General features: G+C 68.4%; 17 protein-coding genes (1 of these 17 cut by a window edge). 2 read left to right on the top strand and 15 right to left on the bottom strand.

Going from position 1 to position 13,485, the window contains the following annotated elements; genetic code table 11:
* Positions 1 to 51 precede the first annotated feature (51 nt).
* Genes JW805_14950 through ftsE form a run of 4 tightly spaced genes read right to left on the bottom strand, consistent with a single transcriptional unit; the run spans position 52 to position 2,886 of the window.
* On the bottom strand, positions 52 to 777 hold the full coding sequence (locus JW805_14950) for a 1-acyl-sn-glycerol-3-phosphate acyltransferase (protein MBN2973310.1): 726 nt from the start codon (positions 775 to 777) through the stop codon (positions 52 to 54).
* Complete coding sequence (locus JW805_14945) at positions 777 to 1,310, bottom strand: YdcF family protein (GenBank protein MBN2973309.1); 534 nt, start codon at positions 1,308 to 1,310, stop codon at positions 777 to 779. Before JW805_14945 ends, JW805_14950 begins: the two co-directional genes overlap by 1 nt.
* Positions 1,307 to 2,185 (bottom strand): hypothetical protein, encoded by an 879-nt coding sequence (locus JW805_14940; protein MBN2973308.1) that lies wholly within the window; start codon positions 2,183 to 2,185, stop codon positions 1,307 to 1,309. Before JW805_14940 ends, JW805_14945 begins: the two co-directional genes overlap by 4 nt.
* Complete coding sequence (ftsE, locus tag JW805_14935; protein ID MBN2973307.1) at positions 2,182 to 2,886, bottom strand: cell division ATP-binding protein FtsE; 705 nt, start codon at positions 2,884 to 2,886, stop codon at positions 2,182 to 2,184. The genes JW805_14940 and ftsE overlap by 4 nt, the downstream gene beginning before the upstream one ends.
* A gap of 175 nt (positions 2,887 to 3,061) precedes the next feature.
* On the opposite strand from ftsE, the gene JW805_14930 reads away from it, so the two are divergent.
* Positions 3,062 to 3,844 (top strand): zinc-ribbon domain-containing protein, encoded by a 783-nt coding sequence (locus tag JW805_14930; GenBank protein MBN2973306.1) that lies wholly within the window; start codon positions 3,062 to 3,064, stop codon positions 3,842 to 3,844.
* A gap of 131 nt (positions 3,845 to 3,975) precedes the next feature.
* On the opposite strand, the gene JW805_14925 is transcribed toward JW805_14930, so the two are convergent.
* Together JW805_14925 and JW805_14920 are read right to left on the bottom strand one after the other, a co-directional pair.
* A complete protein-coding gene (locus tag JW805_14925) occupies positions 3,976 to 4,632 on the bottom strand; it encodes a COQ9 family protein (GenBank protein ID MBN2973305.1) in 657 nt (218 codons plus the stop codon).
* Positions 4,632 to 5,564, bottom strand: a complete 933-nt coding sequence (locus JW805_14920) for a DMT family transporter (GenBank protein ID MBN2973304.1) — start codon at positions 5,562 to 5,564, stop codon at positions 4,632 to 4,634. The genes JW805_14925 and JW805_14920 overlap by 1 nt, the downstream gene beginning before the upstream one ends.
* 68 nt (positions 5,565 to 5,632) lie before the next feature.
* Between JW805_14920 and JW805_14915 the strand changes: the two genes are divergently transcribed.
* Positions 5,633 to 6,703: an alkene reductase gene (locus tag JW805_14915; protein ID MBN2973303.1), complete on the top strand. Its 1,071-nt coding sequence runs from the start codon at positions 5,633 to 5,635 to the stop codon at positions 6,701 to 6,703.
* A gap of 130 nt (positions 6,704 to 6,833) precedes the next feature.
* Here the strand turns inward: JW805_14915 and JW805_14910 are convergent, their stop codons facing one another.
* The 9 genes from JW805_14910 to JW805_14870 all read right to left on the bottom strand — a co-directional run.
* Positions 6,834 to 7,283, bottom strand: a complete 450-nt coding sequence (locus tag JW805_14910; GenBank protein MBN2973302.1) for a hypothetical protein — start codon at positions 7,281 to 7,283, stop codon at positions 6,834 to 6,836.
* A complete protein-coding gene (locus tag JW805_14905) occupies positions 7,256 to 7,798 on the bottom strand; it encodes a GNAT family N-acetyltransferase (protein ID MBN2973301.1) in 543 nt (180 codons plus the stop codon). The genes JW805_14910 and JW805_14905 overlap by 28 nt, the downstream gene beginning before the upstream one ends.
* The gene (locus tag JW805_14900) at positions 7,795 to 8,214 is read right to left on the bottom strand and encodes a 6,7-dimethyl-8-ribityllumazine synthase (protein ID MBN2973300.1); all 420 of its coding nucleotides are present in this window, start codon (positions 8,212 to 8,214) and stop codon (positions 7,795 to 7,797) included. Before JW805_14900 ends, JW805_14905 begins: the two co-directional genes overlap by 4 nt.
* Entirely contained in the window at positions 8,214 to 9,266 is a 1,053-nt protein-coding gene (ribB, locus tag JW805_14895; protein ID MBN2973299.1) for a 3,4-dihydroxy-2-butanone-4-phosphate synthase, read from the bottom strand. The genes JW805_14900 and ribB overlap by 1 nt, the downstream gene beginning before the upstream one ends.
* A gap of 70 nt (positions 9,267 to 9,336) precedes the next feature.
* Positions 9,337 to 9,951 (bottom strand): riboflavin synthase, encoded by a 615-nt coding sequence (locus JW805_14890; GenBank protein ID MBN2973298.1) that lies wholly within the window; start codon positions 9,949 to 9,951, stop codon positions 9,337 to 9,339.
* Entirely contained in the window at positions 9,936 to 10,970 is a 1,035-nt protein-coding gene (ribD, locus tag JW805_14885; GenBank protein ID MBN2973297.1) for a bifunctional diaminohydroxyphosphoribosylaminopyrimidine deaminase/5-amino-6-(5-phosphoribosylamino)uracil reductase RibD, read from the bottom strand. Before ribD ends, JW805_14890 begins: the two co-directional genes overlap by 16 nt.
* Positions 10,971 to 10,990: 20 nt before the next feature.
* Positions 10,991 to 11,338 carry a hypothetical protein gene (locus tag JW805_14880; protein ID MBN2973296.1) on the bottom strand — a complete coding sequence of 116 codons (348 nt, stop codon included), beginning with the start codon at positions 11,336 to 11,338 and terminating at the stop codon, positions 10,991 to 10,993.
* Positions 11,339 to 11,394: 56 nt separating this feature from the next.
* Complete coding sequence (locus JW805_14875) at positions 11,395 to 12,066, bottom strand: TonB family protein (protein ID MBN2973295.1); 672 nt, start codon at positions 12,064 to 12,066, stop codon at positions 11,395 to 11,397.
* Between the two features lie 118 nt (positions 12,067 to 12,184).
* A protein-coding gene (locus tag JW805_14870) for a glutamate--tRNA ligase (protein ID MBN2973294.1) crosses the window boundary here: on the bottom strand, positions 12,185 to 13,485 show its 3' portion. Its footprint extends 28 nt past the window's final position; 1,301 of the gene's 1,329 nt are visible here — the last part of the coding sequence; its start codon lies beyond the right edge, outside the window — the gene reads right to left on this strand; the stop codon is at positions 12,185 to 12,187.

Raw genomic sequence — 13,485 nt, 5'->3', positions numbered from 1 at the left:
GGGGATCAAATCTGGCTGAACTTTCGAAAAGAGTCGCGCGTCCAGCGACTATCAATTCCCGCCTTCGCGGGAATGACGACCGTTTGGTCGAGCCTCCAACGCATTGATCGCGGCGTGCACCTTCGCCTCGATCTCGCGCCGGGGCAGGCCGGTCGGGATCTCCTCTTGAAAAGCGAAGTGGATCACCCCGTTCGGCACTTTCGGCCCCGTCTTCGGCCATGCGATCCCGCTGTCGATCGCGATCGGCACGACCGGCAGGCCGAGCGCGCGATACAGACCGGAGAAGCCGGGTTTGAGCGGCGGAGTCTCGCCGGGGCGGACGCGGGTACCTTCGGGAAAGATGATGACCGACCGGCCTTCCGCCTTGGCCGCTTCTGCCGCGCGCATCATCGCGCGCAGCGCCGCGGCCGATCCGCTGCGGTCGACGGTGATCATGCCGTAGCGCTGCGCCGCCCAGCCCCACAGCGGAATGCGCGCGAGTTCCTGCTTCATCACGATCACCGGCGCATCGAGCATCGCGACCAGTTCGAACGTCTCGAACATCGCCTGGTGCTTGGCCGGATAGAGCGCCGGGGCGGTCGGGATGCGCCCGCTCCGTTGGATCCGGATGTTCAGGCACAGTCGCGCGCAATGCCGGTTGTACCGGGTCCACGACCGCACCCATTTTCGCAGCACGCCCGGACCCAGCGCCGCCATCAGCGGGGTCGCCAGCACATAGGGGACCGATCCGGTGAAGAAGATGACGTTGAACGCCCAGGTGCGCAGTCTCGCGAACATCAATACCCCAGCCACAAGGCGGCACGCCGCACGAGATACTTGTTATATTCGCGCACCAGCATGCCGAACGGCGGGTCGCTGGGGATGGCGTCGCCGATCACCTCGACATCGCTGGTCAGGGCGTGCGCCAGTTCCATCCGGGCGCGCGGCATGTGCCATTCGGTGGTGACGAGGCGGACGGACCTGTAGCCGTTCTCCGCCAGCCACTCGGCGGTTTCCTCGCCGTTGGAGCGCGTATCGACCGCTTCGTAGCCGAGGTCGATGCAGCAGGCGAACAGGCGACGCGGCACGCGATATTCATGCGCGAGTTCGTTCGGCCGTACGGTTGAATCGGCGCCGGAGATCAGCATCCGCTTGGCCGCCCCCGCCTCCATCAGCGACAGCCCGCGCGCGACGCGCCCGGCGCCACCGGTCAGCACGACGATCGCGTCGGTCTTTTCGGGCCCCGCCGGCTTGCCGAGCGACAGCATGAAGGCGGCGAAGCCCAGCAGATAGGCGAGCGCGACGAGCGCGAGGACGCGGATGATCGTCACAGCCGTGCCCTCAACGTCTTCAACACCGCGACCCGCGCGGCGATGGTTGCGAGCAACGCGAAGAGAAGCGGCAACAAGGCAAGCACCGCCCAGGCGCCGACGTCGAGCGTGACACCGGACACCAGAACCGAATCGATCGCCGAAACCCGCCGTCCGATCAGGAACACCGCGCCCATCGCCGCGATCGTCCCGAGCGTGCCCCCGACCAACGTGTCGAGCGCGATGCGGCGCTGAAACAGCCGGGAAACCTGAACATCGGTCGAACCCAGCATGTGCAGCACGTCGATCGTATCGCGGTGGGTGTCGAGCCCCGCCCGCGCCGCCAGCAATACGACGGCCGAGGTTGCGAGCGCCATCAGGACGACGACGCCTGCCGCCAGCCACGCGAGACTCGCGATGAAGCTGCGCACCGGTGCCAGCCAGCGCGCCGCGCGGTCGACATGCGCGCCGGGCACCGCGCGACCGATGCTTGCGACGACGGCGTCGGCGGTTGCAGTGCTGCCGTCGGCCAGCGTCACGTCGATCATCGCCGGCATCGGCAGGTCGGCGTCGAGACCGGCATCGCCGAGCCAGGGGCGGACGAGTTCGATCAAGTCTTCGCGCGGCACGACCGCGACGTCGCGGACGCCGCCCTGGCGGCGCAGGGCGTCGGCGACATCGCTCACCCGCGCGGTGTCGGTGCCGATCAGCTGGACCGTCAACCGTCCGGCGAGCTGGCGGTCGAGACTGGTCACGCCCGCCCATGTCCCCAGTCCCAGCGCGGCAGCGAGCACGGTCAGGAACAGCATGACCGCCATCACCCAGCCCATGGCGCGGGTCTTGCGCCCGTCGTCGAGCAGTGCGCGACGCGCGGTCCCGGCAGCGGGCGTGCTCATGCCGACCGCGCTGGCGGGTGGCGCAGCGCGCCGGTCGGGTCGAGCAGCCGCCCGCCCTCGATCCGCATCAGCTGCGCGCCGTCGATCCGGCCGATCAGGCCCAGGTCGTGGGTCGCGACCACGACCGTGGTGCCCAGGCGATTCAGACCCTCGAACAGATGGATCAGCCGCGCGGCCATCTTCGGGTCGACGTTGCCGGTCGGTTCGTCGGCGACCAGCATTTCCGGACGGCCGATGACCGCGCGAGCGATCGCAACGCGCTGCTGCTCGCCGCCCGACAACGTTTCCGGCCGGGCGTTGGCGCGATCGGCAAGGCCGACCCAGGCGAGCATTTCGCGTACCGGCGTCTCGATATCGCTTTCGGGCACGCCGGCGACGCGCAAGGGGAGGGCGATATTGTCCGCCGCCGACAGGTGCGAGATCAATCGGAAGTCCTGAAAGACGACGCCGATGCGACGGCGAAAGCCCGGCAGGCGGTCGCGCGGCAGCATCACCGCATCCTCGCCGAACAATCGGATGATCCCGCGCGTCGGGCGCTGAGCGAGGTAGAGGAGCTTGAGCAGCGATGTCTTGCCCGCGCCGCTCTGCCCGGTCAGGAAATAGAAACCGCCCGCGGCCAGCGAGAAGCTGACGTCGATCAGCGTCTCAGGGCCAGTCCCGTAGCGGAGGCCGACATTCTCGAACTGGACGATGTTCGCCATGCCGGCGGCCGGATTCCTCGATCGGGACACAGCCTCGAGCCATCGCACAGGGGCGGGCGGGGCTCAAGCTGTGGATAAGCCGGTGGACAGGCCTTGCCCGCGACTCGTGGAAATGCTTAAGATTCAGCCAATTCGAGCAACCAGTTTTTTTCGCTCAAAGGGGGAAGTCCGCCACATGATCCTCGAATGCACGCAATGCAGCTCGCGGTATCTGGTGCCGGATACCGCAATCGGCCCCGACGGACGTACCGTACGCTGCGCCAATTGCCGGCACAGCTGGTTTCAGCCGCCGGCGATGATGGACCTGTCGGCCGCGACGCGCGCCGCGGCGTACGAGCCCGAGGCTGCAGCGCCGCAGCCGGCTTCTGCTGCCCCGGTCGTTGCACCGGCCGCTCCGGTCGAAGCGCCACGCGCGGCCGAGAGCCAGCCGTTGCCGCGCCCGGCCATGACGCGGACCTTCGACGACACGCTGGTTGAACCGCGCCCGCAATATGACGCCTTCGCGCATCGCCCGCCGTTCCGCCCACGCACCAACCCCGCGCGCCGCTGGACCGCGGCGGCGCTGGTCGCGGGCTGTTCGATGCTGCTCGGCGTCGGTGCGATCCTCTATTCGGGTGCGCCGGGCATCGCCGCGCAGCTCGGCCTGCCGGTCGGCACCGCGGAAACGCCGCTCAAATTCACCGGCGAGGCGATCGAACGCCGCGACATGGGTACGGGCAGCGAGCTGTTCGCGGTCAGCGGCACGATCGTGAACCCGACCGGCGCCGCCCAGCGCGTCCCCGACGTGCGCGTCGCGCTGCTCGATGCACAGGGGCGCGTGGTCTATAACTGGACGGTGACGCCGAAACAGCGGACGCTGGGCCCCAACGCCTCGATCGGCTTTGCGAGCGGGCGGACCGATGTGCCGGCAAATTCGAAGATGCTCAGCCTCAGCTTCGCGCAGGGGATCGAGGGGTAAGTCTCGCCTCCCATACCTGCGTCATCCCCGCGGAGGCGGTGATAAATAGACGCTGAACATCGTGGGACTCACTTGGGCCAGCCAGAATTTATCCCCGCCTCCGTGGGGATGACGGTGGTGGGCCTTGGGTATCACACCGCCGGATAGCGCAGACGCCCGATGAACCGGCTCAGGCTCGGCACCCGGTCGCGGTTGCCCAGCATCCCGGCCTTCACCTTCTCGAACTGCATGATATTCTCGATTCGCCGGGCAAGGAACGCGCGGGTGTCGGCGAAATCCTCGGTGTCGTCGTCCAGGAACACCGCGATCGTCGCGGCATAGACGGTGCCGAGCATCGCGCGCTTGGTATAGTGATTGTAGTCGGTCGCGGTATCGCCCGCCGCGCGCCACATGACGTCGGCCGATCGCCAGCCGAGCCTGGCGGCGCGCAGGGCATTCTGCGGCAGCGCCAGGATCGCGAGCGCGCGGCGCAGCGCCTCGCGGTTCGGCGCGGCGATCTCCAGCCGCGTTTCGACGAGCGTCGTGATCCGCTGGCGGATCTTCATCGCCGCCAGCGCCTCGGCCGGCAGGCGCGCGTGCATCTCGGCATCGATGTGGGCGAACCACGCATCGATCATGTCGACCGGCCCGCCGGGGAAGGCGAGCCGCGCGACGTCGGCATCGATCCCGAGCGCCGCCGCGGCCGCCTCTACGGCGCGGACATTCCAGCCATCGAACGCGGCATTGGCCGCCACTTCGGGTGCCAGCGCGCTGCGGATTTCGTCGAGGGTCGCGTCTTCGTAAGCCATCACCGGCCTTTGTGGCCCTCCGGCGCGCCGGGTTCAAGCGCTTGCGACGTCGACGGACCGCCCTTGCGCACCAGCACCAGCGCAAGCCCGACGAGCATCGCCCCGGCAACGTCGGGCAGCCCCAGCCGCTCGTCGTACGCGATCCACCCGATCGCCCCGGCGACGACGGGCTGGGTGAGCAGCGCCACGCCGACGACGAGCGGAGTCAGATGCCCGAGCGCATAGATCATCAGCCCCTGCCCGATCAGCTGGCTGACGACCGCAATCGCCAGAATCGGTCCCCAGTCACCCGGCCACACCTGCTCGCCGAGCAGCAGCGCCGCGCCCAACAGCGGCACCGTGCCGAACAGCGAGGCGAAGGCGAGTGCCGGCACCGGGTGCATCGTCGCGCGGACGCGCGCCATGATGATGAAATAGACGGCGTAGAGCACCCCTGCCGTCAGGCACAGCAGGTCGCCGATCAGGTTTTGCGGGCTGAGCTGCGCCGACCGCCCCATCAGCAGCGCCCCGCCGACCGCCGCCATCGCCAGCGCGATCCCCTGCGTGCGGGTCGGCCAGCTCTTCGCGACGATGAAGCCGTAGATCGGGAAGATCAGCGTCGCGACATTGCCGAACAGCGTCGAATTGGCGAGCTGGGTATGGTGAATGCCGGCATGCCATGTCGCGAGATCGCCGGCGAAGGCGAGCCCGCCGACCGCGAGCACGGTCCACAGTCCCTTCGCCTGCGCGACCGGCCGTTGGCCGGCGAACGCGGCGGCACCGAGCAGGACCGGCGCGGCGAGCCCCACCCGCCAGAAGCCGGCTGCGACCGGCCCGACGTCGGTCAGCCGTACGAACCACGGGCCGAAGGCAAGCGCGACGTTCGCGATGATCAAAGCGGCCAGCGGCAACGCTTTGCTTGGGGGCGGCGTAGCGATTGTTTCGTCGGGCACGCGATGCATGCGGCCCCCTAACGCCCTATCTGGGCGCCGTCGCCACCATAAGACACGAGAATTTCTATATGCCGACCTTGTTCGACCCCATCGATTACGGCGCGATTCCTGCGCCCAACCGCACCGTCATGGCCCCGCTGACCCGTGGCCGGGCGACGGCGGCGCATGTGCCGACGCCGCTGATGATCGAATATTACCGCCAGCGCGCCGGCGCCGGACTGATCGTCACCGAAGGCACCGGCATCAGCCGCGAAGGGCTCGGCTGGCCGAATGCCCCGGGGCTGTGGTCGGACGAACAGGTCGAGGCGTGGAAGCCGGTCGTCGACGCCGTTCACCAGGCCGGCGGGCGGATCGTGCCCCAGCTGTGGCACCTGGGACGGCTGGCGCGCAAGGACGTGACGGGCGACGCCCCCTTCTCCTCCTCCGCGACCACCGCGCCTGCGCGGCCGGGCGCGACCGAGAACGTCAATGTCGAGGCGCGCGCGATGACGACGGACGATATCGCCCGCACGCTCGACGACTACTCGCGCGCCGCCCGCAATGCGATGCGCGCCGGCTTCGACGGCGTCGCGCTGCATGCCGCGAACGGTTATTTGATCGACCAGTTCATGCGCGACGGCACCAATTTCCGCGACGACGATTATGGCGGCTCGGTCGACAATCGCCTGCGCCTGCTGCGCGAGGTGATGGAGCGGCTGGTCGCCGAAGCGGGTGCCGACCGTACCGGCGTGCGCCTGTCACCCAACGGCGAAGTCCAGGGCTGCGATGATTCGAACCCGGAAGCCGTGTTCGTGCCGGCGGCCGCGCACCTCCAGTCGCTCGGCATCGCGTTCCTCGAACTGCGCGAATCGAGCCCGACCGACACGTTCGCACAGACCGATGTGCCAAAGCTCAGCCCGAAGATCCGCGAGGTCTTCACCAACCCGCTGATCCTGAACCAGGATTACGACGCGGCAAAGGCGCAGGCCGATCTCGACAGCGGGGTCGCGGACGCGATCAGCTTCGGCCGCCCGTTCCTGGCGAACCCCGACCTGGTCGAGCGGCTGCGCACGGGCGCGCCGCTGAATACGCCGGACAAGCGGACCTTCTATACCTCGGGGCCGGAGGGGTACATCGATTACCCGACGCTGGCAGCTTAGCCGAAAATCCTCCCCTGTAAGGGGAGGGGGACCGCCGCGAAGCGGTGGTGGAGGGGTGTCCCGCTATCGAGAGGTCGACACCCCTCCGCCAGGCCTTCGGCCTGCCACCTCCCCTTGCAGGGGAGGATGGTTATCGGTCACTGTCGAAGCGGTCGAGCCAGGCGGTCAGACCTGCGCGGAGCCGTGCCCGGGACTTGCCGTTGACGACGGCGACGATCGCGATGAGGCCGATCGGTACGATTTGCGGGATTAGGATCGCCGCCACGACCGCCAGCACCGCCGCCCCGATCCCCAGACTCCGCGCATTCTCCAGCCACCGCGCCGCGCCCTCGTCCAGCACCAGCCGACGCGGCGCCTTGTCGTCGTAGAAGGGGCGGGTCACCAGCACCGCGCGGCCGTCGAAGGCGATCCGCTCAGGGCCGAGCGGCGTCTTCGCCCCGGTCGGCGCGACGTCGCGGCCGCGGTCGGCCGACGTGCCGGTCCGGGTATCGATCACCACCAGCCGCCGACCCTGCTCCACCACGCGGTAGCGGGACGGGGGCGGCTGGCTGGTCACTCGGCGGCCCGGCGCGCGCGCCATTGGTCGGCGCTCTGGCCCCAGGCATCGACGCGGAAATGGGCGAGCGGGGCGGGCAGGGTGACCGGGCCGCCATTGGTGGAGCCCAGCCGTTCGGCGAGCCGGATCGACGCAGTGTTGTCCGGATCGATCGTGTGGATCACATGGGCCCAGCCGAGCACCTCGACCGCGTACTCCATCGCCGCCGCCGCCGCCTCATAGGCATAGCCGCGCCCGGCGAATGCGCGCGCGACGCCCCAGCCGACTTCGGTGCCCGGCCAGCCGTCGGGCTGCCACGGCCCGATCCGCCCGATCCACGCGCCGGTGTCGCGCTCGATGACAGAGAACATCGAAAAGCCGTGAGTCAGCCAGGCGCCCGCACGCAGCGCCATGTCGCGCCACGCGACCGATCGCGGCATCGCGCCGCCCAGGAAGCGCATCTGCTCGGCATCGGCGCAAAAGTCCGCCCAAGCGTCGAAATCCCGACGCTCGGGCAACCGCAGGATCAACCGCGGGGTGGAGAGGACCGGCCCGGTCAGCCGAACCGCCCGCGCAAGTTCAGCATCGCGATCGCCGCCTTGGCCGCTTCGCCGCCCTTGTCCTTCTCGCTCTTCCTGGCCCGTGTCAGCGCCTGCGCTTCGTTCTCCGTCGTCAGGATGCCGTTGCCGATGGCGAGGCCATCCATGCTGAGTGCCATCAGCCCGCGCGCGCTTTCGCCCGCCACGATTTCGAAGTGGTACGTCTCGCCGCGAATGACGACGCCCAAAGCGACATAGGCGTCGTACCGCCCGCTCTCGCTCGCCAGTGCGATCGCGCCGGGGACCTCGAGCGCGCCTGGCACCGTAACCGTCTCATGGCTATGCCCCGCGGCCTCGATCGCGGCGCGGGCGCCCTCGAGCAGCAGGTCGTTGAGGTGTTCGTAGAAGCGCGCTTCGACGATGAGAAACTTGGCCATCAATGGTCCTCGGGAATCGGTCGCTCACCGACGATGCTGAGGCCATAGCCCTCCAGCCCGACAAGCGTGTGGTGGGTGTTGGTCAGCAGCACCATGTCGTGCACGCCGAGTTCGGAAAGAATGGTCGCGCCGACGCCGTAGTCGCGCAGTTCCTCCATGTCGGCGGCGTTCGCTTCGCCCGACTTGATCCGCAGCGCCGCGGTGAACGCGTCGCTGCGCGGGCTCGACAGCACGACGATGACGCCGGCGCCTTCCTGGCCGATGATTTCCATCGATCGCTGCAGGAGGCCCGACCGCTTGGTCGTCTCGCCCAGCAGGTCGGCGAACGGCGACAGCGCGTGCATGCGCACCAGGGTCGGCTTGCTCGGGTCGATGCGCCCCTTGGTCAGCACCAGCTGTTCGGTCTCGGTCGCCTTGTTCCAATAGGTCAGTGCGGTCCATTCGCCGCCCCATTCGGACGTGAATCGGACCTCGGCCTTCTTTTCGACCAGATGATCGTAGCGGCGGCGATAGGCGATCAGATCTCGGATCGTGCCGATCTTGAGCTTATGGAACTGGGCGAAGCCGACCAGGTCGTCCATCCGCGCCATCGTGCCGTCTTCGTTCATGATCTCGCAGATCACGCCCGAGGGATTGAGCCCGGCGAGGCGCGCGACGTCGACCGCGGCTTCGGTATGGCCGGTGCGCACCAGCACGCCGCCGTCGCGCGCGACCAGCGGGAAGACGTGACCCGGCGTCACGATCTCCGACCGGCCCTTCGACGCGTCGATCGCGACCGCGACGGTGCGCGCGCGGTCGGCGGCCGAAATGCCGGTCGTCACGCCCTCGCGCGCCTCGATCGAGACGGTGAAGGCGGTTTCGTGCCGTGTGCCGTTGTTGCGGCTCATCAGTTCCAGGCCGAGCTGGTCGACGCGGTCCTTGGTCAGCGCCAGGCAGATCAGCCCGCGGCCGTATTTCGCCATGAAGTTGATCGCATCGGGCGTCGCCATCTGCGCAGGGATGACCAGATCGCCCTCGTTCTCGCGATCCTCGTCATCGACCAGGATGAACATCCGGCCGTTGCGAGCCTCGTCGATGATTTCTTCGGGACTGGAAAGAAAGGCGTGCGCGAGACGCGCGACTTCAGCGGGCTTTGCCACGATAGGCCTCCATGCGCTGCAGATAGCGGGCGAGCACGTCGATCTCGATATTGACCGACTGGTCCGGCGCGAGGGCGCCCAATGTCGTCACGCTCTGCGTATGTGGAATGATGTTGATCGCGAAATGGGTTGCGCCGTCGGCCTGGTCGGTGACCTCGTTGACGGTCAGCGACACGCCATCGACCGTGACCGACCCCTTGGGCGCGAGGAACGGGGCGAGGCTCGCATCGACGCGGAAACCGACGCGGTGCGATTCGCCTTCGGGCGTGATGCCGGTCACGCGCGCGACGCCGTCGACATGGCCGGTGACGATATGCCCGCCCAGCTCGTCGCCCAGCTTCAGCGCGCGTTCCAGGTTCAGGCGGCGGCCGGCGGTCCACATGTCATCAGCGGTGCGGCGGATGCTTTCGGCCGAGACGTCGACGTCGAACCAATCGGGGCCGGTGCCGACGACGGTCAGGCAGACCCCCGAACAGGCGATCGAGGCGCCGAGATCGATCGTGGCGGGATCATAAGCGGTGCGGATCCGCACGCGCCGGTCGCCGCGATCCTCGACCGAGACGATTTCGCCGACGTCGCTGACTATTCCGGTGAACATGGGCGCCGCTCGTAGACCTCCAGCGTATCGCTGCCAAGCCGCCGGGTATCGGTGCGGCGCCACTGGCCGTGCGCGACGGCGAGATCGCTCAGGCCGATGTCGCCGAGCCCCGGCTTGCCGCCGCCGATCAGGATCGGCGCGCGGTAAAGGAGCAGGCGATCGACGAGATTCGTGCAGAGAAAGGCGGCTGCGGTCTGCGCGCCACCTTCGACCAGAACGTGGTCGGCAGAGAGGTGGGCGATGTCCTCGGGGCGGGCGATATATGTTAGGTCGCCCTCACCCTTCCCACCGCCTGCGGCGGCGGGCCCCTTCCCTCTCCCGTCGGGAGAGGGAGGGAGCGGCGCAGCCGCGGAAGGGTGAGGGCGATGGGAAAGCACCACCCGAATCGGCGACCGGTCTTCCAACCCCGCCAAGCGTGCGTCCAGCTTCGGCGCATCGATGTCCCATGTGCCGCGCCCGACCAGAATCGCCTCGTGTCGCGCGCGTTCGAGGTGCGCATGCGCCCGCGCTTCCGCCCCGGTGATCCAGCGACTCTCGCCCGAAGCCAGCGCGATGCAGCCATCTAGGGACATTGCGAGCTTCAGCGTCACGAACGGCCGCCCCAACGCGCGTCGTGTAAGAAAGCCGGCCATCGCCCGCCGCGCTCCGTCGGCGCCGACGCCTTCGACCACCACCACCCCTGCGTCCCGTAACACCGCCAGCCCGCGCCCCGCCGTCCGTGGATCGGGATCGATGAGCGCCGCGACGACTCGTGCCACGCCTGCCTCGGCCAGTGACGGCGCGCAGGCCGGTCCGCGCGTCGATTGATGCGCGCACGGCTCCAGCGTCACATAGGCCGCCGCCCCGCGGGCGCGCTCGCCGGCCTCGGCCAATGCCATTGCCTCGGCATGCGGTCGCCCGCCCGGCTGGGTCCAGCCACGTCCGACAACGCGCCCCTCGCGAACGATGATGCAGCCGACATTGGGATTCGGCGCCGTCCGCCCGCGCGACCGCTCCGACAGGGCGATCGCGGCGGTCATCCAGCGGGCGTCGTCCGGTGTTACAGACCCCACGAGGTCAGCTTGTCGTCGACCCGCTTGAAGCTCGCCTTGCGGTCGGCCATCGCCTTTTCCTGCATCGCGTCCAGCTTGGTGCGGGTCGCCATGTCGCGCAGCTGGTCGGCGCGGATCTGTTCGCTGCTGCGGTCGGCGCGCCAGTTCTCGACATAGACGATGTCGCGCTTGTACGGCTTCTCGACCCGCGAATCCTTCACGAAGCCGGCGATCAGCAGCGTCGTCAGGACGATCGATACGAACAGGAAGACCAGCTCGTATTTCTGGCGCGATGCCAGATACAGGCGCAGGTCCTGGATGGCGCGGAACGGCGAGAAGCGGGCGAAATATCGCATTGCGCCTCTATACATAGGCGCGGGGGCGGCGTCGAACCACCCCCGCGCCTGGTCGATCACGCGTCTTCGAGCACGAAGCGCACCGTCATCGTCCGCCATGTCTCATAGGGCACGCCGTCGCGCGTGGCGGGACGGAAGCGCCAGCGGTTGAGCGCCTGGCGGCGGGTGGCCTCATAGAAGGCGTCGCTGGCGGCATCGACGCGTTCGACCGACTTCACCCGGCCATCGGTGCCGACAAGCACACGAACGGTCACCGCGCCTTCCGCTCCGGCGCGCCGCTCGGATGGCGGATAGTCGGGCTGGAACGTCGCGCGCGGATCGGGCGTCGCGCCGACGATCACCGGGGCGGGCTTGGGCGGATCGACCGTGAGCGTGCCGGTCGGCGTGCCGGTGGCGGTCGGTCCCGGCAATGACGGTGGCGGCGTCAGAATATCGGTCGTGGTGCCGATCGGGGTGTCGACCGTCACGGTCTTCACCTCGGGGATCGGGGTGACGATCAGCGGTTCGGTCGGGCTGGTCGCGGCCTTGGTTTCCTTCACCGGCTCGGGCTTGATCGGCTCGGGGGGCGGCGTGATCGGGACGTCGTAGCTGGTGAAGCTCTTCTCGATATGAGTCGCGATATCGGGTGCGGAGAACAGGAGCGCGCCGATCAATACCGCGTTGATGCCGATGGCGGCAGTCAGGCTTACGGGATTGGGTTTCGAACGCTGGTACCGGTCGGCATACATCACGTCTCTCCTCGATCATACTCCTCGCCGGACCATCCGGCCGTTGCGTGATGTTACACCATATCAAAATGCGCTCAAGCGCCCTTTTATTGCGCCATATGGATAAGGATCGAGAAATTCAGCCCGCTGCGGCGTCGAGCCGCGCCACCGCGCGGTCGCGACCGATCAACGGTAGCAGGGCGGCCATGTCGGGACCGTGCTCGCGCCCGGTCAGCGCGCGGCGCAATGGCAGGAACAGCGTCTTGCCCTTGCGCCCACTCGTCTCCTTCAGCGCGCCGGTCAGCGCGGGCCATGGGTCGGCGCTCCAATCGAGGTCGCGTGCGACCGCTGCGGCCTGGCCCAGAAAGGCACGGTCGTCGTCGGCGGTCTCGCTGGCAATGGGGCCTTCGACCACGTTCCACCAATCGGCCGCTTCGGCGACGCGCTCCAGGTTCGGGCGAATCGCGTACCAGCCATCGGCGGTCATGCCGCCGGGCACCCGGTCCGACACCGCGTCGAACGGCAGCTGGTGGATCACCTTGGCATTCACGCCGGCGAGTTCCGCCTCGTCGAACCGAGCCGGCGCCCGCCCGAAATGCGCGAAGTCGAACGCATCGATCAGGGGCGTGGGATCGACGACCGGCTCGACCGGATCACTGGTGCCGATCCGCGCGAGCAGCGATACGATCGCCTGTGGCTCGATGCCCTCGTCCCGGAAGTGCGTGACGCCGAGCGAGCCGAGTCGCTTCGACAGCTTGCCTTCGCTCCCCGTGAGCAACGCTTCATGGGCGAAAACGGGCGGGGTCGCACCCAGCGCCGCGAACATCTGCACCTGCGCTGCGGTATTCGACACATGGTCCTCGCCGCGCACGACGTGGGTGATGCCCATGTCGATGTCGTCGATGACGCTCGGCAACAGATAGAGCCACGATCCGTCGGCGCGGCGCACCACCGGATCGCTCATCGTCGCCGGATCGAAGCGCTGGGGGCCGCGGATCAGGTCGTCCCACTGGATCGGATCGGCCGACAGGCGGAAGCGCCAGTGCGGGCGCACGCCATCGGCCTCCAGCGTCGCGCGATCGGCGTCCGACAAAGAGAGTGCGGCGCGGTCATAGATCGGCGGCAGTCCCCGCCCGAGCCGGATCTTGCGCTTCAGGTCGAGCTCCTGCGGCGTCTCATATGCAGGATAGACTCGCCCGCTCGCGACCAGATCGGCAAACCGTGACTCATAAAGGGCGAACCGTGCCGACTGCCGCGCCTCGCCATCGGGCGACAGGCCGAGCCACGCGAGATCGTCGCGAATCGCCTCGACGAACCGCTCTTCGCTGCGTTCCCCATCGGTATCGTCGATGCGCAGCAGGAACTGCCCACCATGCTTCTTCGCCCACATCCAATTGTGTAGAGCGGTGCGCAGATTGCCGACATGCAGGAAACCGGTCG

Source organism: Roseomonas aeriglobus (assembly GCA_016937575.1).
Classification (GTDB): domain Bacteria; phylum Pseudomonadota; class Alphaproteobacteria; order Sphingomonadales; family Sphingomonadaceae; genus Sphingomonas; species Sphingomonas aerigloba.
The sequence above is the reverse complement of the archived record's forward strand: the minus strand, read 5'-3'. Positions and strand labels throughout refer to the sequence as shown.

Excerpts from the sequence above, each read along its gene's own strand:
- JW805_14950 (MBN2973310.1), bottom strand. The coding sequence starts at position 777 with ATGTTCGCGAGACTGCGCACCTGGGCGTTCAACGTCATCTTCTTCACC.
- JW805_14940 (MBN2973308.1), bottom strand. The coding sequence starts at position 2,185 with ATGAGCACGCCCGCTGCCGGGACCGCGCGTCGCGCACTGCTCGACGAC.
- ftsE (MBN2973307.1), bottom strand. The coding sequence starts at position 2,886 with ATGGCGAACATCGTCCAGTTCGAGAATGTCGGCCTCCGCTACGGGACT.
- JW805_14930 (MBN2973306.1), top strand. The coding sequence starts at position 3,062 with ATGATCCTCGAATGCACGCAATGCAGCTCGCGGTATCTGGTGCCGGAT.
- JW805_14925 (MBN2973305.1), bottom strand. The coding sequence starts at position 4,632 with ATGGCTTACGAAGACGCGACCCTCGACGAAATCCGCAGCGCGCTGGCA.
- JW805_14915 (MBN2973303.1), top strand. The coding sequence starts at position 5,633 with ATGCCGACCTTGTTCGACCCCATCGATTACGGCGCGATTCCTGCGCCC.
- JW805_14910 (MBN2973302.1), bottom strand. The coding sequence starts at position 7,283 with ATGGCGCGCGCGCCGGGCCGCCGAGTGACCAGCCAGCCGCCCCCGTCC.
- JW805_14900 (MBN2973300.1), bottom strand. The coding sequence starts at position 8,214 with ATGGCCAAGTTTCTCATCGTCGAAGCGCGCTTCTACGAACACCTCAAC.
- ribB (MBN2973299.1), bottom strand. The coding sequence starts at position 9,266 with ATGTTCATCCTGGTCGATGACGAGGATCGCGAGAACGAGGGCGATCTG.
- JW805_14890 (MBN2973298.1), bottom strand. The coding sequence starts at position 9,951 with ATGTTCACCGGAATAGTCAGCGACGTCGGCGAAATCGTCTCGGTCGAG.
- ribD (MBN2973297.1), bottom strand. The coding sequence starts at position 10,970 with ATGACCGCCGCGATCGCCCTGTCGGAGCGGTCGCGCGGGCGGACGGCG.
- JW805_14880 (MBN2973296.1), bottom strand. The coding sequence starts at position 11,338 with ATGCGATATTTCGCCCGCTTCTCGCCGTTCCGCGCCATCCAGGACCTG.
- JW805_14875 (MBN2973295.1), bottom strand. The coding sequence starts at position 12,066 with ATGTATGCCGACCGGTACCAGCGTTCGAAACCCAATCCCGTAAGCCTG.